Raw genomic sequence first — 19,670 nt, forward strand, 5'->3', positions numbered from 1 at the left:
CAATCGCCGAAATCACCGAGAACACCCAGAACACCCAGAACACCCAGAACACCCAAGCACGGGCCCTCGGCACGCTACGCCGCGACGACGGAGGCACCGACCGCTTCCACACCTCCCTCGCCGAGGTGCATGTGCACGGCGGTGCGGTCGACTGGTCCGCTGTCCATCCGCTGGCGCGCCCGGTGGATCTGCCGACGTACCCGTTCCAGCGGCAGCGCTACTGGATGACGGCCCCGGTCGCGGGCGCCGAGACCCGGGACCATCCGCTGGCCGAAACGGTGGTGCCGCTCGCCGACGGGGACGGGGCGCTGCTGGTGGCCACCCTGTCGCGCGCCACCTCGCCTTGGCTGGTCGACCACGCGGTGGCGGGAACGGTGCTGCTGCCCGGCACCGCGTTTGTCGAACTCGCCCTGCGCGCGGGAGAGTCGGCGGGCTGCGCACGGCTCGAAGAGCTGACGTTGCAGGCGCCGCTGCGGCTGCCGGAACGTGGCGCGGTGCGGCTGCGGCTGGTCGTGGCCGCAGCCGAGGACCCGACGGCGGCCGAGCGCAGGCACAGCTTCACCGCGCACTCCCGGCCGGCTGACGCGGCCGACGAAGAGCCCTGGCTTCCGCACGCCTCCGGGGTGCTGACCACAGGCGAGGCGCCGGAGCCGACGGCCGACGCGGGGGCCTGGCCGCCGGTCGGCGCCGAGCCGGTCGACATCGCCGAACTGTATCCACGGCTCGCCGCCCTCGGCTACGAGTACGGCCCGGCGTTCCGGGGGGTCAAAGCGGCTTGGCGGCGCGGCGATGAGGTGTTCACCGAGGTCGCGCTCGGCCAGGACCAGCAGGCGGAGGCGGCCCGGCACGGGATGCATCCGGCGTTGCTGGACACGGCCCTGCACGGCGCGCTGTTGGGCGCGCTGGACGGGGACGGGAACGGGCTGGCGCTGCCGTTCGCGTTCTCCGGCGTCACCCTCCATGCCGTCGGCGCTTCGAGCGCGCGGGTGACGATCACTCCTGAGGGCGGGGGCACCTTCGCGGTGACGCTGGCCGACGGCGAGGGCCGGGCCACCGCCGTCATCGAGGCGCTGGAGATGCGCAGCGCCAGGACCGGTGCCGCCGAGTCCCCGGCCGACGGGCTCTACCGGGTGGACTGGGTGCCGACGGGCGAGGTCGAACCGCTGCCATCCGGGGCGAGTTGGCAGCTGCTGGACGATGCCGACCCGGATCTGACCGCGCTGCCGACGCCGCCGCCCGCCACCGTCGTGGTGCCGGTCCGGCCGGGGCGCGAGGTCACCACGGCGGTGAACGGTGCCCTGACACTGCTGCAAGAGTGGCTGGCGGACGAGCGTCTGACCGGCTCCCGGCTGGTCTTCGCACTCACCGGTGACCGGCCGGAACAGGCCGCCGTCGGCGGGCTGGTGCGCAGCGCGCAGAACGAGCACCCGGGGCGGTTCACCCTGGTGCACGCGGTGTCCGACCCGGGCTTTGTGTCCAGTGCCGCCGTCGCGGGCACCGACGAGCCGGAGATCCGGGTCAACGGGCGGCAGGCGGCGGTGCCCCGGCTGGCCAGGGCGACCAGGCGGCGGCTGGCGCTGCCCGACGGGCCCTGGCGCCTGGGGGTCGCCGAGGGGGGCGGCGATGCCGTGGTGGCGTGGCCGTCCTCGCGGGCCGAGGCGCCGCTGGCGGCCGGCGAGGTGCGGATCGAGATGGGCGCCGCCGGGCTCAACTTCCGTGACCTGGTAGTGGCGTTGGGCATGGTGCCCGGGCTGGACGGGGTGGGCGTCGAGGGCGCGGGCACCGTTGTCGAGGTCGCCGCCGATGTGACGGAGCCGCGCGTCGGGGACCGGGTGATGGGCCTGCTGCCCGAGGCCATGGGGCCGGTGGTGGTCGCCGACGCCCGCATGGTGACCCGGATACCGGAGGGCTGGACCTTCGAACGGGCGGCCGCGGTGCCGGTCACCTATCTGACGGTCTGGCGGGGGCTGGTCGATCTGGCCGGCCTCACCCGGGGCGACCGGATCCTGATCCACGCCGCCACCGGCGGCCTCGGGCTGGCCGCGCTGCGGGTGGCCCGCCAGCTCGGCGCCGAGATCTTCGCCACCGCCAGCCCGGCCAAGCAGCATCTGCTGCGTGAACTCGGCCTGGACGAGGACCATATCGCCAGCAGCCGGGACGTGGGCTTCCGTGACCGGTTCCTCGCCACCACCGACGGCGCGGGCGTCGATGTGGTGATGAACGTGCTCAGCGGCGAGTTCACGGACGCCTCGCTCGAACTGCTGCCCAGGGGCGGCCGGTTCGTGGAGATGGGCAAGACCGATGTGCGGGATCCCGAGGCGGTCGCGGCCCGGTATCCGGGCGTCGACTACCGCTACTTCGATCTGATGTCGGAGGGCCCGGACGAGATCGCGGCCGCGCTGCGCCAGCTGGATCCCGGCTTCGCCGACGGCAGCTTCGCCGCCCCGCCCATCACCAGCTGGCCGATCGAGTCCGCGCCCGAGGCGTTCGACACGATGCGCGCCGCCACCCATCTGGGCAAGCTGGTGCTGACCCACCGCCGGCCCTGGCGCCCGGGCCGCACGGTGCTGATCACCGGCGGAACGGGCACGCTCGGCGCGCTGCTGGCCCGCCATCTGGTCGCCGAACACGGCGTCCGGCACCTGCTGTTGACCAGCCGGCGCGGCCCTGCGGCCGAGGGCGCCGGTGAACTCGTCAACGAGCTGGCCGAGTTGGGCGCCGAGGCCCGGGTGGTGGCCTGCGATGTCGGCGACCGGGCGGCGCTGACCGCGCTGTTGGCCGACGTTCCCGAGGACCGGCCGCTGGGCGCGGTGATCCATGCGGCGGGGCTGCTGGACGACGCCACCGTCGAGGCCATGACCGCCGAGCAGGTGGCGCGGGTGCTGGGGGCCAAGACCCGGGCGGCCACGCTGCTGGACGAGTTGACCGAAGGACTGGATCTGGACGCGTTTGTGCTCTACTCGTCCGTGGCCGGGGTGCTCGGCACCGCCGGGCAGGCCAACTACGCGGCGGCCAACGCGGCGTTGGACGCGTTGGCGCGCGACCGGCACCGGCGTGGGCTGCCGGCCGTCTCGCTGGCCTGGGGCCTGTGGGAGCAGGCCAGCGGCATGACGGGGCATCTGGACAACCAGGACGTGGGTCGGCTCTCTCGCACCGGCGTCGCGCCGTTGGAGGCCAAGGAGGGGCTGGCGCTCCTGGACCGGGCGCTGACCGACGGCGGCGCCGGTCTGGTGGCGGCCCGGCTGGATCTGGCCGGGCTGCGCGAGCAGGCGGCGGCCGGTCAACTCCCGTCCGTGCTACGGGGCTTGGTCGGCACGGTCCGGCGACGGGTGGCCCAGGCGGCGCCCGGGTCCGGCGTCGGCGAGGCGGGGCTGGCCGAGCGGCTCGCGGAAGCGCCGCCGGCGGAGCGCCAGCGGGTCCTGCTTGACCTGGTGCGCTCACATGCCGCCGCCGTGTTGCGGCACGGCACCGCCGAGGACATCGAGCCGGGCCGGCCGTTCCGCGAGGTGGGCTTCGACTCGCTGACCGCCGTCGAACTGCGCAACCGGGTCAACGCCGCCACCGGCCTGAAGCTGCCCAGCACGGTGGTCTTCCGCCATCCGACGCCGACCCAGCTGGTGGAGCGCCTGATCGCCGATCTGCTGCCGGAGCGGCGGGTCACCGTCGGCTCCGTGGTGGACGATATCGAGCGGCTGCGTGCCACCCTGGCCGGGCTCGCGGCCGAGCCGGCCGAGCGGGCCTCCGTCGCGCAACGGCTGCGCGAGGTGCTGGTGGAGCTGGCGGGCCCCGAGGCCGGTGGCGCGCCGGTGGCCAGGGACGAGGAGGTCGCCTCGGCGACGGACGACGAGATGTTCGCACTGATCGACCGGGAGTTGGGGATCGACTGACCTCGGGCGGCCCCGGCCCCCGGCCCGACCAACCCCAGGCGTTCCCGGGGCCGCCCCCAGAATGTCTGGGGTGACCCCCGGGGGAACCTCTGGGGTGCCGGGGGCGGCCGCCCGCCACCCTGAGGTGACGCCACGGTGGACGAGAGAGGTGACGCTGGCCCAACGGGGTTGCGCCGCCAAGGCGTTATCCGTTCTTACCGCATGTGCGCATCATCGTCACGGAAAGTCGGCGGGCTGGCACGACCCCGCCGACCATAGCTAGAGTCAGGGCAGGCAAGTATCGACCAGTGACTGGGAAGTGCAGTTTTCAGCCACGCCGCATGGAATCCTTTACATGATGTGCACAGAAGTGCGCGCCGCACTCCGCGGTTACGCTTCTGTCCGACCAACCATCATGCGTTCCCATGCGGCGGAAACCGAGCGTTACGGAATCCGGGGGAGTTGCCTTGCGCGCTCAAGACGTCCTGCTGTTCGAACGTGATAGAGAACTGTCCGGCATCGAGGCCGCCGTCGCGAGCTGCGCGAACGGGCACGGCCAGCTCCTCATGCTGGAGGGCGCCCCCGGCATGGGCAAGAGTTCCCTGCTCGGCGCCCTGCGCGAGCGCGCCGGCGGGCAGGGGTTCCATGTCTTCCAGGCCCGCAGTCTGGAGTTCGAGACCGAATTCCCCTACGGCGTTGTTCGACAGCTGTTCGACAACTGGCTCTCCGCGCTCGGCCCGGACGAAAGATGCCGGGTATTGCGCGGCCCCGCCCGGTTGGCCGCCCCGCTCTTCGACTACAGCGCGGAGTGGGCGCTGGACGGCGACGACGGCCAGGCGCAGTACTCCTACCTCTACGGCCTTTACTGGATGTGCGTCCATATCGCCGAAACCGCGCCGATCGTCCTTCTGATCGACGACATAGAATTCGTCGATCGGGCCTCTCTGGGATTCCTCCACTACCTCACCGCCCGGCTTGAGGACCGCCCCATCATGTTGGCGATCAGCACCGATCCGGCGGAGAGCGACCACCGGGGCGAGGTCATCCGGGCCATCACGGCCAACCCGGCGGCGCGGCTGCTGCGGCTCGCCCCGCTGTCCGGGGGCGGAGTCCACGAGTATCTGGCCGCCACCCTGGGCCGCGCCGCCGCCTCCCGCTACGCGGCGGACTGCCATACCGCCACCGGCGGAATCCCGTTCCTGCTGCGGGAGTTGGTCGGTGAGCTGTCGGTGACCGAACGCGAGGAGCGTCGGCTCACCCCGGCGCAGGTCGCGGAGATCGCCCCGCCCAAGGTCGTCCATCTGGTGCTACGTCGGCTCGACCGGCTGCGTCCGGCCGCCACGGCCCTGATCGAGGCCATGGCGGTGCTGGGCACCGAGGTCGATCTGAAGCACGCCATCGAGATCGCCGGGCTCGACCAGGGCGAGGTCCCCGAGGTGCAGGGCGCGCTCGCCGACGCCGGGCTGCTGCGCCCCGACGTGCCGCCGCGCTTTGTGCACCCCATCGTGCGGGCCGCCGTCTACCGCAACCTCAGCGTCAGCGCCCGAAACGTGGCCCACGCCAGGGCCGCCAGGGTGCTGGCCGCCACCGAGGCACCGGTGGCCGATATCGCCCAACACCTGCTGCGGGTCCCGGCGTCCGGCGATCCGGAGACGGTCGCCCTGCTGCGCGACGCGGCCCGCGAGGCCATCGCCGAACGGGACGACCGGGCCGCGGTGGCCTATCTCACCCGCGCGCTCCAGGAACCGCCGACCGCACCGACCCTGTCGAGCCTGCTGGTCGATCTCGGCAAGGCCGAATTACGATGCGAGCTGCCCGACGGGCTCGACCACCTCTCACAGGCGGTCGACCTCATCCAGGACCCGTCGCTCCGGGGCCGGGTCGGGCTCGATCTGGTCGCCGCGCTCACCGCCGCCGGCCGCGACCAGGAGGCCGTCGGCCTGCTGGAGACCCTGCGGGCCGAGGTCAGACACGCACAGGACCCGGAGGAGGCCGCACTGTTGGATGTGGCGCTGCTGAGCGCCGCGCGCGGCGCCGCTGGCCCCGGACGGGTCGGCCGCGCCCAACTCCGGTGCGCTAAGGGCGGCATGGAGCCGGTCCACCCGATCCTCGGGCACGCCCTGGCGGTCGAGCGGGCCTGGGAGGCGCTGCGCCGGGGCGAGTCGGCCGGCGCGGTCATGGCGCGCGCCGACGACCTGCTACAGGAGACGTTCGCCGAAGGCCCCTCGCTGCCGATCCACGACGCCACCGTCTACCCCTGGTGCCTGGCCACCTTTGTCTTTGTGCAGTGCGACCGGATCGACGACGCCGACCGGCTGGTCACCTTCCTGGTCGACGGCGCGGCCGAGCGCGGCGCGACACTGGCCGCGCACGCCGGGCACGCCCTGCGGGCCTGGGTCCGTGCCGCGTCCGGCCGCCTTGCCGAGGCGGAGGCCGACGCCCGCCGGGCCCTGGAGCAGAACGGGCCCAACCACGGCCACGACGCCACCAGTTACGCCGTCGCCGCCCTCGCCGAGGTGCTGACGGCGCGTCAGGAAACGACCGACGCATGGGCGTTGCTCGACCAGTACGACGCGGACCACGGGGAGTCCGGCTGGTCGACGCCGCTCCGGGTGCCGTTGAGCCTGGCCAGGGGGCGGCTGCACGCCGCGCAGGGCAGGGCGGACGCGGCGGTCACCGCACTGGAGCGCGGACGCGAACTCCTGGAGGAGCACGGTCTGCGCTTTCCCGCGCTGGCCCACGCCTGCGAGGCTGCCCTCGTCCGGGTCAGGGCGGGCCGCGCCGACGAGGAGCGGGCCCTGGCCGATGTGCGGCTGATCAACGCGCGAAGCTTCGGCTCCCCCCGGCTGGTCGCCACCGCGCTGCGGGTCTGCGGGCTGGTCTCGTCCGGCCGGCTGGCCGTCGGCTTCCTCCGCGAGGCGGTGGATGTGCTGGCCGGCACCGAGGTCGCGTTGGATCGCGCCGCTGCCTCCGTCGACCTGGGCACGGCGCTGCGGGTCGACGGTCGGCTGGACCAGGCACGGGCCGAGCTGACACGGGGCATGGAACGCGCCCAGGCGTGCGGCGCCTGGGGGCTGGCGAAGACCGCCAGGGCCGAACTCGCGGCCATGGGCGTCCGGGTCCGGATCACCAAGGCCACCGGGGTGGACGGCCTCACCGCCCAGGAACGCAAGGTGGCCGAGCTGGCGGCCAAGGGCAAGAGCAACCGGGATATCGCGCACTCGCTCTTCGTCACCATCAAGACCGTCGAATGGCACCTCAACCGGGCCTACCGCAAGCTGGGCATCGCCTCGCGCGGCGAGTTGGCCGGCGCGCTCTCCGGGGAGTACGCCATCCGCTGACGATCCCGGGCGCGGGCCCGGCTGATAAGGTTGTTCAGTTTGTGTGAAGAGAACCCCACATCACCTCCCGTGACGGGGAGGTCCCCGACCCCAACGGTTTCGACGGCTCCCCCGCCCTCAGCCGGGGCGGCCCGTGGGAGCCGCTGCCCTGCTCCACCGGTTTCCAGCCCTGCGGTCGGGGCTTCGGCTTGGCCGAGATGGCCGACGCCCTCCGGGCGGCCGCCCGCAACCTGCGCCTCACGCGCTGTGACCCCTTGTTCGGCTCCCACGGCTCGGCGTGGCAGGGGACCAGTCAGGGCGCGGCGCGAAGACGGTTATGGGGCCGAAGTGCCTCGGGGAAGGCACTTCGGCCCCACGCCGGATTCAGCCCGAGACGGAGACCGGCTCCTTGGTGTCGGTCGGCACGTCGGTCTCCTTGATGCCGTACCGCGTGCAGAAACGGGCAAGCGGCCCGGAGCCCACCAAGCGCCCCTGCCCATCAGCTTCATGACGGCCGCTCCCAGCAGGATGCGCATTACCAGCACGTCCACCAGGATCGCGAACACCATGCCGACGCCGAAGAGCTTCATGGTCAGCACGTCGCTCATCCCGATCGCCGCGAGCGGCACGCACATCAGCGGCGCGGCGCTCACGACCAGGCGGCCGATGGACCGCAGCCCGGACGCCACGGCGGCTGGGCTGTCGTTCAGCTGGTCGTACTGCTCCCGCATCCGGGACACCAGGAACACCTCGTAGTCCATGGAGAGTCCGAAGATCAGGGCGAACAGCCGTTGGGTCACGTCACAGCTGTCCGCTGACCTGGATACCCTCTACACGCAACCTGAAGAAATAGCATGAAATGCGCATAGCTGAGGGGGTGGCACGAACTCTCCGATTCAAGGAGGTCGCTGTGGACGGACTGTAATGAACTGGGATCATGAGCGAGGAGACGAGTGGTGCGGCGGCCGGAATCCGCAGAGGAACAACCTTCACACTGGCGGTTGGAGCGCGTCGACCTGGGAGACGTACCCTATGCGGCGGCGCAGGCCGACATGGTCCGCTGGGTTGAGGAGCGCAAACAGGGCGTCGCGGCCAACCGGCTCTTCCTGCTCACGCACCCCGCGGTGATCACCTACACCGCTCGGACGTCGAACGGCCAACTGCCCGACGCAGGCTCACCCATCGCCCTGGTGCGCTTCTGCTAAGTCAAGAGCTAACGCAGCGGTGATTTACCGCACCGAAACACTGAGTCGCGTGGCTACGCCCACGATCTGCTAAGTCGTTTTACGTCAGCGCGGCCAGCCCCGCGCGGGTGGGTGGGTCGGTGCCGACACGCGTGCAGATCAGTGCGGCCCGCCCCGGGACGAGGTCCTCATCGCCCCCACCGGGGTTCGCACCAGGCGGCCGAGACCCGCGCTGGCCTGGTGTCCAAGGCGTTGGTGACCGAGCTGTACTGGCCCGCGGGGTTGTTGACGCGGGTGGTGGGGGGTTGACCTCCGAGCGCGGTGTGGCAGCGATGGTAGTTGTATGTGTGGAGGTAGTCGTTCAGGGCGGCGGTTCGTTCGGTGTTGCGCCAGCACCAGCACTCGCCGTCCTCAGATGTGGAGGGCCGCCCGGGCCGCTTCGGCGAACGTCTCTCGTGCTCGCCCGAGGTCCCCCGGCGCTTCGTCGGCGCGCAGGCCGCTGACGAATCCCCGTGCCGCCGCCGCGACGGCGTCCGGCCCTTCGAGGTCCACCGCGGCGAGCGCCTGGTGCAGGGCGGCGCGGGCGCTCGCCTGCCCTTCGCCTGTCCGCCGCGCCAGGATCGCGCCCTCCGCGGCTTCGAGGAACCGCACATAGGTCTGCCGCCGCACGTCCTGTACGCGGGCGTCCCGTTGTTCCCCCAGGGTCATCCGCACCGTTTCCAGCAGCGCGTCGGCCTGGCGGTCACCCGCGTGGCGCGCCGCCTCGGCCTGCCGACTCCCTGCGGCGCGCGAGAACCAGCCGGTGACCAAGCTGCCCGCGAGCGCCGACCCCGCCGCGATCAGTGCGACTCCCCACTCACCCATACGCCCCATTCTTCACGTGAACGCCCGCACGCGCCGACCGATCGCGGACATCTCCCGCACTCGTGAACTCATACGAACTCACACATGCCGACGAATACCCCAGCTGTACGATCCCTTCATGCTCCTCAACCGTTCCCGCGCACGAGTGCCGAGCTACGGAGCCAGCAAGCCCTCGGGAAGTCCCCAGCTATAATGAAGAGTTGGGCCACGGGCGACGGGCGACGGGCGGTGCTCTTCGCCGCTCGGTCCGCGACCGCGCTGAACCGACTCCTGGATGTCCTTCCGGTCTTCGCGGGGGACGGTCGCGTCGAGCGGACCTTCACCCTGGTGCCCGGCTCCGACTTCGGCCTGGAGGCGTTCGCGGCCGTCGAGAAGGCCGGTGGGCGCACGATCCCGTGGGAGGAGGCCCGGCGGCGCGAGCACGACGTGGTTCTCGCGGCGAGCCCCAAGGGGCAGTTGAGGGCCCTGCGCGGGCCTCGTGTCCTGCTGCCGCACGGGGCCGGATTCGGCAAGGCGATCAGCGACGAGGGCACTCCGCAGGCCGCCTCGGGTCTCGACCCCGCGTATCTCGCGCCCGGCGACCGCCCCCTGGCCTCCCTCCACGCGCTCGCCCATCCCAGTCAGGTCACCCGCCTGGCCTCGATCAGCGCTCAGGCCGCGTCGCGCGCCACCGTCGTCGGCGACCCCACCCTGGAACGGATCCTGACCTCCGTCTCGCACCGCGATCGCTACCGCGCGGCGCTGGGAACCGGCGCACGCACCCTGATCGCGCTGGCATCCACGTGGGGGCCGGAGTCACTTCTGCGGCGGCGCCCCGCGCTCCCCTTCGATCTCGCCGCTCACCTTCCTTACGACTCCTTTCAGCTGGCGCTGATCCTGCACCCCAACGAACGGGCCCGCCTCGGCACCCTCGACCTCGTGGAGTGCCTGGCCCCGGCGCTGGAGGCGGGGATGCTGCTGGCCGCCCCGTTCGAGGAGTGGGCCGCGGTGCTCGTCGCGGCGGACGCCGTGGTCACCGACCACGGCTCGACGGCCCTGTACGCCGCCGCGCTTGATCGCCCGGTCATCGCCGCCTACGACGGGGGCGACGAGCTGATACCCGGCAGCCCGATGGCGCGGCTCCTCGCGTCCAGCCCCCGCCTCGACTCCCCCACCGGGTTGGAGGCGGCGCTCGCCGCCCACCGCCCCGGCGCGGGGCGGGAGATCGCGCGGTCGGCGTTCGCCGAGCAGGGCAACGCCCTGGAACGACTCCGCGCCGAGCTGTACGAACTCCTCGGGCTCGACCCGCCGCCCGCACCCGTCGAGCCCCGGCCGCTGCCGCACCCGGCCACCCCGCGCACGCCCGCCGCCTTCGCCGTCCGTGTCCACGTCGAAGGGGCCACCGTCCGCGTGGAGCGGCTGCCCGCCCCTACCACATCGCCCGCGCACCACCTCGCCGCCGAGCACGGCACCGCGGGGGAGCGCCGGGCCCGCGGCTCCGGACTGCTCTACCGCCGAGCGGACCAGCCCCCCGCGGCGGCCACGCACCGTTCGGCGTGGACCGTCGAGGGCTGGACGGCACGCGTCCTCGACGACTACCCGGGATGCCGAACGGCGGCGGTCATCCTGTCCCCCGCGCACTGCGTGGCCCGCACCCGCTCCGGAACGCCGGTGTCGGTGCGCATCGAGCCACGAACGGAGAACGGCCGCGTCCTGTACGCCGATCCCGCCGCGGTGCTCAGCGCGGTTCACGCGTGGCTGCCGGGGCGGCATGGCCTTCCCGCCGACCTGACCTGCGTCATCGGCGGCCGGGGCTTCGCCGTGAGCCTCGCCGCGGCCACCGCGGACGAGGGCACGCGCGAGCTCTAGACGGACCGGCCGTTCCTCGCGCGCAGGGCGCGGGCCGCCTCCCGGTGCGTCGTGGCCTCGGCCGCGTTCCCGCTCTCCTCGGCCAGCTCGGCGAGCGCGTCGAGGACCCTGGCCTCGTCGAAGGTGGACCCGCGGTCCCGGGCGCCCTCAAGGGCGGCCTCGTACAGCCCGCGCGCCTCCTCCCTCCGGCCCAGGGTGCGCAGCACCCCGCCCAGGGCGAAGCCGGTGCGGGCGGTCATGCGCGTGCGCTTCAACTCCCTGGCCGCCTCGTGGGCTTCCCCCAGAAGGGCCGCGGCGCGCTCCGTGTCGCCGAGCGCGGCAACGGCCTCGCCAAGACGGTAGGTCTGGAGCATGACGCCATAGGCGTTGGAGATCTCCTCGTGCACGAGGCGGGCCCGCTCGTACGCGTCCGCCGCCGCCTCCCAGCGGCCCTGCGCCGCGTGCAGCATGCCCCTGGCCTCGAGGGCGGAGGCCGCCAGCTTGCGGTTCCGCTTCTCCGGGTCCAAGGCGGCAGCCGCGCTCAGCGCCTGCTCCACCTCGGCCGCGGACTCCTCGTAACGCCGCAGCTCCCACAGCGGACGGGCCAGCTGCGTGCGCATCCGGACCAGGGCCAGGACGTCCTCGGCGCGTTGCGCGGCCCGCACCCCGGTCCGGAACGCCTCGATGGCGTCGACGTGGTCGGGGTGGTCGAGGAAGTGCGTCCACAGCGGCTCGCACAGGGCCCACGCCTCGGCGTCCCACCCCAGCGCGTGGGCCAGCCGCACACACGCGTACAGCGCGTGCCGCTCATCGGCCAGCCACGCATACGCCCGCTGCTTCGCCGTCATCTCCTGGGGCCCGTCGAAGGGCACGTCCGGGGATCCGGGGAGCTCGGGCACCCGGTCGGCCACGGTCAGACGCGTCCCCGCCGCCAGCAGATCGGCCCGCTGGGCCTGACGCAGATACCACCGCACGATCCGCCGCAGCGCCTCGTCGCGCTCCCGCTCGTCACCGTCCTGCCGGGCCCGGCGTCGGGCGTGCGCGCGCAGCAGCTCGGGCAGCCGCATCCGCCGCTGCCTGCCGTCCAGCAGCCCCGATCGCTCAAGATCCTCAAGCGCCTCGTCGGCGGCCTCGGGGCCACGGCCGAGGAGGGCCGTTGCCACGTCCGCGGTGAACGTGCCACCCGGGACGTCCGCCAGCAGCCGGTAGAGCAGCGCCCCGTTGACGCCCAACTCCCGGTAGGCCGCGTCCCAGAGGTTCTCCACGTTCGGCACCCCCTTCTCCCCGAGCTCCCGCTCGAGGTCGGCAAGCAGCCGGGCCAGGGGACGGCGAGGGAACCTCCGCACCCAGCGGCTTGCGACATGCACCGCCACGGGCAGCCCGGAGCACAGCCGGACCAGCCCGGCCACGGCCTCCGGCTCGGCGGAGAACCGGGGATCGTCGACCACCAGGCGACGCAGCAGCTCAGCGGCGTCCTCCCCCTCCAGAGGGGACAGCGGAACGTCCGCCCCCGCGCCACCGTCCAGGTCGTACAGACGCCCCTGGCTGATCGCCACGAGCAGACTCGCCCCCGACCCGGGCAGCAGCGGCACGACCTCCGACCCGAAGCGGGCGTTGTCCACGATGACCAGCAGCCGCTTGCCCTCGGTCAGCGACCAGTACTGCTTGCGCCGATCCCGAAGCTCCCGCTCCCGCCACTCCGGCGACACGTTCAGCCCGCGCAGCAACTCCCCCAGCGCGTCGGCCACATCCACGGCCCCGTCCCAGCGGAGGTCGTCGAGGTCGACATACAGCACCCCGTCCGGAAACCGGTCCCGGAGCACGCGGGCGATGTGGAAGGCCAGCTCCGTCTTCCCCAGCCCCGCGACGCCCACGAGCTCCACACAGGGCGCCCGGGACGACAGCCGCCAGTCCTCGACCAGGCCCGAGACCCGGGCCAGCTCCTCCCGCCGATCGGCGAAGTACACCGGCTCGGGCGGGATCTGAAAGGGCATGGGCACGGACTTTCGAAGGTGACAATGACTCAACGCGGCGTCGACGACGGGCGATCAGACCACCCGCCGGATTCACCCTATGCGCACCCACCGCCGCGAACCAGACCGCACCCGAGAGGTGCGTCGCGACCATCCCTGTGTGCGGGAGGGGTCGGCGGTGCCGAAGCCGAAGGACCGCCGTCTTCTCGCGGTGCTGGCGCCGCACCGCCGACGCCGCTCATCGCCCCGGGCGTCAGCCGTTCAACTCCCTGGCGCGTTCGATCAATTGGCGGGCGGTGGCCTCGGCGGCGTCGTAGCGGTCCGGGTAGGCCGAGACCTGCACGGCCTGCGCCACCTGGCCCGCGGTCAGGTCGGGGTTGTTCGCCGCCACCTCGATGGCCGGGGTGAAGAAGGCGTTCGACGCGTAGGAGACGTCCATGATCTGTTCCGGCGTCCCCCAGCCCTGCGATGGGCGCTGCTGGAAGACCCCGAGCGAGTCGCGGTCGCCGCAGTCGAGGTTGTTCATGTTCGACTCGACCACGCCCGCCTCGAACCCGGCGAGCAACACCTTGTCGCTGACGCCGAGTTCGACGCCCGTCCGGTAGACGATGCCGAGCACCTCGGGATCGGGTTCGGCGGGGACCACGCAGCCGCCGCCGTCGTCCCCACCGCCGCTGCCGAGCAGGCTCTGCCAGGTCTGGGGCCCGACGATGCCGTCCACGGCCAGCCCGTTGGCGCTCTGGAACGAGGTGGCCGCCGACGCGGTGGCCGGACCGAACTGACCGTCCACCGCGAGCCCGTAGCCGTGCTTGTTGAGCGCCGTCTGCGCCGCCGCAACCGCGTCGCCGCTGTCACCCTCGCGCACGGTGACGATCAGCCCGGGCCAGGTCTGCGCGCCGATGACCCCGTCCGCCGCAAACCCGCGCGACCGCTGGAAGGCGACGACCGTGTTCTCCGTCGCCGGGCCGAAGTCGCTGTCGACCGAGATGTCGTAACCGTGATCGCGCAGCAGGTACTGGGCGGTGGTGACGTTGTCCCCGGTCGAGCCGTTGCCGATGACCGGCCATGCCGGTGCCGCGGAGGCCGACCGCGCGAGGCCGAGGGAGACGACCAGGGCGGCGCACAGCGCGGTGAGCGCGATCCATACGCGGTGGGTGGCTGGTTTCGTGGGCAGTGTTCTCGCGTTCAACCGAGGCTCCCCGTGGTGAGATCGGTGGATTCGTCGGAGTCGATGTGGGGGTGGGTTCCTGGGCCCCCGGCGGGCAGGTCGCCGCGCCCCGCCCGCCGGGGCCCCGGGGGGGGGTGTCACTCGATGCAGCCGCTGGTCGGCAGGTCGCCGGGCGCGGGCGGGGTGGCCCCGTCGTAGACGGCCAGCAGGGCGGGCTGCGGGCAGCGGTTCACGCCGCCCGCGACGATCTCCAGGTGCAGGTGCGGACCCGTGGAGTTGCCGGTGTTGCCCGACGAACCCAGCTGGGTCCCCGCGTCGACCCGGGCACCCGAGCCGACTCCGTGCGCGGAGAAGTGGCAGTAGTAGTAGGTGGCGCCGTCGTCGCCCGCGACCTGGTAGCCAAGACCGCACCGGTCGTTGTTGATCTGGTTCGCCACGCCGGAGCGCACCGCGTACACCGGGGTCCCGGTGCCCACCGGCAGGTCGAGCGCCGGGTAGTCGTGGTGCGGCGCTTGGTAGTAGCCGCGGGACAGGGTGTCGCGCGGGATGGGCAGCGAGTAGCCGCCACCACCACCGCCACCACCGCTGCCGAGCAGGCTCTGCCAGGTCTGGGGCCCGACGATGCCGTCCACGGCCAGCCCGTTGGCGCTCTGGAACGAGGTGGCCGCCGACGCGGTGGCCGGACCGAACTGACCGTCCACCGCGAGCCCGTAGCCGTGCTTGTTGAGCGCCGTCTGCGCCGCCGCAACCGCGTCGCCGCTGTCACCCTCGCGCACGGTGACGATCAGCCCCGGCCAGGTCTGCGCGCCGATGATCCCGTCCGCCGCAAACCCGCGCGACCGCTGGAAGGCCACGGTGGCGCTCTCGGTCGCGGGGCCGAACGCGCCGTCGGCGCTGATGTCGTGACCATGGCTACGCAACAGGTACTGCGCGCTCGTGACATCGGAGCCCGAGGACCCATTGCCGATGACCGGCCAGCTCGGAGCGGCGGTCGCCGGTTGCGCGAGGCCGAGGGAGGCCACCACGGCCACGCACACGGTGACCACGGCGACCCACGCGTGGCCGACTCGTCTTCCTGATATCAAGCCAACTCCCGGTGTCGAGAAACAGGGCGCGCCGAAGGTAGCAACGGACGCGCCCTGCGGCATCGGGCGTTCGACCGACACCGGGGGCCGGATCGGCGCCACGGCGGGGGAAGCCGTTCCTATGGCTTCCTATGACTTCCCATGACTTCCTATGGCTTCCCATGGCTTCCCATGGCTTCGGTATAGTCCCGGCTCGCCGGAGTTCGTGCCCGATGCCCGGCAGGTGAGGTGGCCGGTGCAACCCGGGAGGACGGTGATCCGATGCCCGGGTCTGCACCCCGCGGCGTCGCGCCGACCGGCTCGGTGAGGCACGAGGCGCCGCACCCCCCACCGGGCGGCGTCGAGGCGCTGTTCCTCGCGTCCGCCCACCGGTTGGCCCCTCCGGTGCGCGGGGTCGCGGTGGTGGTCATCTCCTTCTTCGGCCTGCTCGCGGTGCCCGACGGGACCCTGCCGCTGGGGTGCGCGCTGTTCGGGCTGGTGCTCGCCGGGACCGCGGTGGACTGCTGGGCGGGGTTCACGGGACGCGGCGCCACGCTGTCGCTCGCGGTCGCCGTGGTGCGGGTCGTGGCGATGTGCGCGACCCAGGAGTGGACCGGAGGACCACCGAACCTGTGGGCGCTCAACATGCTGACCACCACGGCGATCACGCTCCAGTGGGAGTGGTCGCCGAGGGTCGCCGTGCCCGTCACGGCCGGGCTGCTCGCGGTCGACCTGGCGGTGGCCGGGACCGGCGCCGTCGGCACCGTGGTGCCGCGCCTGCTGTTCGAATGCCTGCTGGCGCGCCTGGGGTTCGTGCTGCTGCGCCGATCCGGCAGGCGCGTGGACGCGTTGCGGGAGCGCCGCTCGGCGCTCGCCCGCGCCGAGGCCGTGTCACTGGCGCGGCACCGGCGGGAACGGGAGTACCTCGCCCTGTTGCACGACACGGCGGCCGCGACCTTCCTCCTGGTGACCGTGCAGGGGCGGGACACCGACCCTGAGCGGGTCGCCGAGTACGCCCGGCGCGACCTCGCGGTGCTCACCGGTGCCGCCGGCGGGGCCACCGCGCAGGACAGTCCGGTGAACCTGACGGCCTCGCTGCGCACCGTCGTCGCCCGGGCCCACCTGGCCGTGGATGTCCGCGCGAAGGACGTCCCCCTGGTACCGGCCTCGGTGACGCTCGCCTTCGTGCGCGCGGTGCGCGAGGCCCTGGTGAACGTCGAACGGCACGCCGGGGTCGACCGCGCCGAGCTGAGCGTGCGCGGCACGGGCCACCGGGTCGTCGTCGTGGTGTCCGACCGCGGCGCGGGGTTCCGCCCGGAGGAGGTGGCGCGCTCCCGGCGCGGCATCCGGGGCTCGATGGTCGAGCGCATGGCGGCGGCGGGCGGCGGCGCCACGGTCACCTCGCGTCCCGGCCAGGGGACGACCGTGCGGATGGTGTGGCCCGGTGAGTGAGCGGCGTGCGGCGGCCGACCACGTCCACGCGACGATGCGGATCGTTCTGCTCTGCGCCACCGCGGTCCTCCAGTTCGGCCTCTCCCTGCGCCCCCTGCTCACCGAGGAGTACCGCCACCGGTGGCTGGCCGTGGCCGCGTTCGTCGCCCTGGCCTGCGTCACCGCCGCCGCCTGCGCATGGGTGCCGCGGCGCAGGCCGTTCCCCATGGCGTTCACGGTGGCGGGCACGGCAGTGGTGCTCGCGGCGTCGTGCTGCGCCATGGTCGCGGTCGAGCCGGACCGGCGTTTCCAGGCGCCGGACTGGTCGTTCGGCCTAGTGGGGTGGCACCTGCTGTTGCTGCTGCTTGACCGGGTCCGGGTGCTGGTCACGGTGCTGGCCGCGCACCTGGCGACGAGCGTGGGGCTCTTCCTGTCGGCGGGGGTGCCGGACCGCGCGGCGCTCGGCGCGGCCGGCGCCGCCGCGTTCGGCGCGGTCAACGTCCAGCTGGCGGTCGTGGTGATCACCCGCGTGCTGCGCCGGCTGACCCAGGAGGCGTGGGCGGTGGCCGAGGAACGGGACCGGCTGCTGCCAAGGGTGCTGACGGCGCGGCGGTGGGAACGGGGACAACGCAGCGACTTCGCCGGGCAGTTGGGTCTGACGCTTCCGCTGCTGGCGGGCCTGGCCGACGGCGAACTCGATCCGCGCGACAGCGAGACCCAGCGGCGGTGCGCGCTGGCGGCGACCCAGCTGCGCAGGCTGTTCGCCGAGAACGACGAGGTGCCCGACCCGTTGGTGCACGAGGTCACCGCGTGCGTCGACGCGGCCGAACGGCGCGGCGTCGACGTGTCGTTCGCGGTCAGCGGCGCGGCCGTGCCGGTGCCCCCTCGGGTACGCCACGAGCTGACCGGGCCGGTGGTGGCGGCATTGTCGGCGGCGCGCGGCCGTGCCAGGGTGAGCGTGCTGCGCACCGACGATGAGGTGCGCGTCGCGGTGGTCGCCGACGCCGACGCCGACGTGGGCTTCGGCGTGGGCGCCGCGGCCGCCGGAGCGGTGGAGGTCGAGTGCGGCGTCTTCGGGGAGCACCTGCGGATGGAGGCCAGGTGGCGCAGACAACGTCGCTGAGCGCGGTCATCATCGACGACCATCCGGCGGTGCGCGCCGGGGTCGCCCAGTGGCTGTCCGCCGGGACCCCGCCGATCCGGGTCGCCGCCTCGGGTGACGACGTCCGGGTGGCGTGGACCGGGGAGGGCGCCACCGCCGACGTGGTCATCCTCGACCTGCACCTCGGCGGGCCGACTCCGGCCACGGGCGAGCTGCGCAGGCTGGCCGAGACGGGGCGCCGAGTCGTCGTCTACTCGATGCGCGCGGACGACGAGATCGCCCTGCGGTGCCTGGAGCTGGGTGCCCTGAGCTACCTGACGAAGGCCGAGGGCGCCGAGCACCTCCTGCAGGCCACGGCCGCCGCCGCGGTGGGCCGCGCGTACACCCCGCCCTCGCTGGCGGGGGCGCTGGCCGGTGACCGCTCGGCCAACCGGCCGACCCTGTCGGCGCGCGAGACCGAGGTGCTGGTCGAGTGGTTCCAGTCCGAGTCCAAGGAGCTCGTGGGCCAACGCCTTGGCATCTCGCCGCACACGGTCAACACCCACCTCGAACACATCCGGGTCAAGTACGCGATGAGCGGCCGGGAGGCCCCCACCAAGGCCGCGCTGCTGGCCCGGGCGATCCAGGACGGCCTCGTGCGACTCGACGACCTGTGACACGCGCCCTCGTTCGGGGGCGAAGCGCGGCAGAGTCTCGCGGGTGGGCGCGGTGCGGGGGCGGCCCGGTGAGCAGATAGGGCGCGACGACGTTGACCGGGAGGATCGCCGCCCCTGAGAGCACGCCCGCGTTGTGGATCACCGCGTCCATCCGCCCGAGACGGTTCGCCTGGTCGGCGATGTCACGGGTCTGCTCGGGGTCGGCGAGATCGCCCACGACCTCGTCCGCGCCCCGTGAGAGCAGGTCCGCCAGCGCGGCGCGGCGACCATCGTCGCGGGCGTGGACGACGAGACGGTGGCCCTCGCCCAGCAGGGCCTCGGCGGCGAGGCGTCCGAGGCCCTGTGTGGAGCCGGTGACAAGCACCCTCACCCGAGCCCACCGCCCGCGATGATGTCCGGCACCTGTCGTTCGGTCGGTCCCGGTGCGACTGTACTCATGTGACTCCTCCGTGGTTCTTCGGTTCTTCGGACGGCGCCCGCCACGGCCGTGCCCCCCGGCGGCGCCGACTGGAAGTGCACCGCGAGCTTCCCGCCCCTGAAGTACCCGACCCACGCGCTCGGTGGCGTGCTCGGCGCCTGGGGCACGCACGCGATCAGCGTGAGCGCCATCGGCATCCGGGACCGGCGACAGGACGGGGTCTTCGACACGTCCGTGAGTATGTTCGGCAACGACTTCTCCAACGCCTCGGCCCTCTTCGAGACCGCCGACGGCGGCAGCTTGCGCACCAACGAGTTCCGTCGCGTGGGGCTCGCCGAAGGGGTGCCGGAATCCCGCTTCACGTACTACGGCACCGAGGGAATCCTCGAGCAGAGCGCCCTGGCGACCGTGTGGCACGAGCGCTCCGGCGAACTGCGCGACGTGTCGGACGTGGTCCGTCCCGGCGAGGCGACCGGACAGGACGAAGCGGTCCTGGCGGGCGTCGACCCCAAGCTGTGCGACTCCTTCGTCTCAGGGCACGCTCCGGTGCACGACATCTCGCGCCTCCCCAAGGCGTTCATCGGCCTCGGTAACGGGCACATGGGCAGCCACCACCTTCTCGTCGACGACTTCGTGACCGCCGTCGACGGGCGGCGGCTGCCCAGCGTGAACGCCTGGGTGGCGGCGCGGTACACGCTCCCGGGCATCGTCGCGCACGAGTCCGCGCCGCGCGGCGGCGAGCGGCTGCGCATCGACGACTTCGGGGATGCGCCGACCGCCGGGTGACTCGCACCCAC

The 19,670-nt window shown here is 73.1% G+C and carries 12 protein-coding genes and 2 pseudogenes; 8 read left to right on the forward strand and 6 right to left on the reverse strand.

Annotated elements, in window-relative coordinates; genetic code table 11:
• The coding region (locus tag DEH69_RS19585; RefSeq protein WP_113688289.1) for an SDR family NAD(P)-dependent oxidoreductase at positions 1-3,887 on the forward strand (3,887 nt) is incomplete at its 5' end.
• Positions 3,888-4,333: 446 nt separating this feature from the next.
• A complete protein-coding gene (locus DEH69_RS19590) occupies positions 4,334-7,207 on the forward strand; it encodes a helix-turn-helix transcriptional regulator (RefSeq protein WP_258534795.1) in 2,874 nt (957 codons plus the stop codon).
• A gap of 506 nt (positions 7,208-7,713) precedes the next feature.
• Here DEH69_RS19590 and DEH69_RS32915 read toward each other — a convergent pair.
• Positions 7,714-7,947, reverse strand: a pseudogene (locus DEH69_RS32915) (MMPL family transporter); the annotation flags it as partial.
• 195 nt (positions 7,948-8,142) lie between these two features.
• Between DEH69_RS32915 and DEH69_RS19600 the strand changes: the two are divergent.
• Positions 8,143-8,391 carry a hypothetical protein gene (locus tag DEH69_RS19600; protein WP_220131303.1) on the forward strand — a complete coding sequence of 83 codons (249 nt, stop codon included), beginning with the start codon at positions 8,143-8,145 and terminating at the stop codon, positions 8,389-8,391.
• Positions 8,392-8,781: 390 nt separating this feature from the next.
• Here DEH69_RS19600 and DEH69_RS19605 read toward each other — a convergent pair whose 3' ends face one another.
• Positions 8,782-9,234, reverse strand: a complete 453-nt coding sequence (locus DEH69_RS19605) for a hypothetical protein (RefSeq protein ID WP_113688291.1) — start codon at positions 9,232-9,234, stop codon at positions 8,782-8,784.
• Positions 9,235-9,426: 192 nt separating this feature from the next.
• Here DEH69_RS19605 and DEH69_RS19610 point away from each other — a divergent pair, with 192 nt between their 5' ends.
• Entirely contained in the window at positions 9,427-11,082 is a 1,656-nt protein-coding gene (locus DEH69_RS19610; protein WP_113688292.1) for a translation initiation factor 2, read from the forward strand.
• On the opposite strand, the gene DEH69_RS19615 is transcribed toward DEH69_RS19610, so the two are convergent.
• The 3 genes from DEH69_RS19615 to DEH69_RS19625 form a co-directional block, all read right to left on the reverse strand.
• Complete coding sequence (locus tag DEH69_RS19615; protein WP_113688293.1) at positions 11,079-13,055, reverse strand: tetratricopeptide repeat protein; 1,977 nt, start codon at positions 13,053-13,055, stop codon at positions 11,079-11,081. The genes DEH69_RS19610 and DEH69_RS19615 overlap by 4 nt on opposite strands.
• Before the next feature lie 232 nt (positions 13,056-13,287).
• Positions 13,288-14,175 carry a peptidoglycan-binding protein gene (locus DEH69_RS19620; protein ID WP_113688342.1) on the reverse strand — a complete coding sequence of 296 codons (888 nt, stop codon included), beginning with the start codon at positions 14,173-14,175 and terminating at the stop codon, positions 13,288-13,290.
• A gap of 164 nt (positions 14,176-14,339) precedes the next feature.
• Complete coding sequence (locus DEH69_RS19625) at positions 14,340-15,287, reverse strand: peptidoglycan-binding protein (RefSeq protein ID WP_258534797.1); 948 nt, start codon at positions 15,285-15,287, stop codon at positions 14,340-14,342.
• A 261-nt stretch (positions 15,288-15,548) separates the two neighbouring features.
• Between DEH69_RS19625 and DEH69_RS19630 the strand changes: the two genes are divergently transcribed.
• From DEH69_RS19630 to DEH69_RS19640, 3 genes are read left to right on the forward strand one after another with little or no spacing between them, the layout of a single operon-like run.
• Positions 15,549-16,718 (forward strand): sensor histidine kinase, encoded by a 1,170-nt coding sequence (locus tag DEH69_RS19630; RefSeq protein ID WP_258534798.1) that lies wholly within the window; start codon positions 15,549-15,551, stop codon positions 16,716-16,718.
• The gene (locus DEH69_RS19635; protein WP_220131304.1) at positions 16,711-17,820 is read left to right on the forward strand and encodes a hypothetical protein; all 1,110 of its coding nucleotides are present in this window, start codon (positions 16,711-16,713) and stop codon (positions 17,818-17,820) included. Before DEH69_RS19630 ends, DEH69_RS19635 begins: the two co-directional genes overlap by 8 nt.
• The gene (locus DEH69_RS19640) at positions 17,799-18,455 is read left to right on the forward strand and encodes a response regulator transcription factor (RefSeq protein WP_113688294.1); all 657 of its coding nucleotides are present in this window, start codon (positions 17,799-17,801) and stop codon (positions 18,453-18,455) included. The genes DEH69_RS19635 and DEH69_RS19640 overlap by 22 nt, the downstream gene beginning before the upstream one ends.
• On the opposite strand, the gene DEH69_RS19645 is transcribed toward DEH69_RS19640, so the two are convergent.
• On the reverse strand, positions 18,361-19,044 hold the full coding sequence (locus tag DEH69_RS19645; protein WP_309302875.1) for an SDR family NAD(P)-dependent oxidoreductase: 684 nt from the start codon (positions 19,042-19,044) through the stop codon (positions 18,361-18,363). The two genes, DEH69_RS19640 and DEH69_RS19645, sit on opposite strands and share 95 nt — an antisense overlap.
• On the opposite strand from DEH69_RS19645, the pseudogene DEH69_RS19650 reads away from it, so the two are divergent.
• Positions 18,952-19,659, forward strand: a pseudogene (locus DEH69_RS19650) (gfo/Idh/MocA family oxidoreductase); the annotation flags it as partial. The gene DEH69_RS19645 and the pseudogene DEH69_RS19650 overlap by 93 nt on opposite strands.
• Positions 19,660-19,670 lie beyond the last annotated feature (11 nt).

The sequence above is a fragment of the Streptomyces sp. PT12 genome (genome assembly GCF_003311645.1).
Classification (GTDB): Bacteria; Actinomycetota; Actinomycetes; order Streptomycetales; family Streptomycetaceae; genus Streptomyces.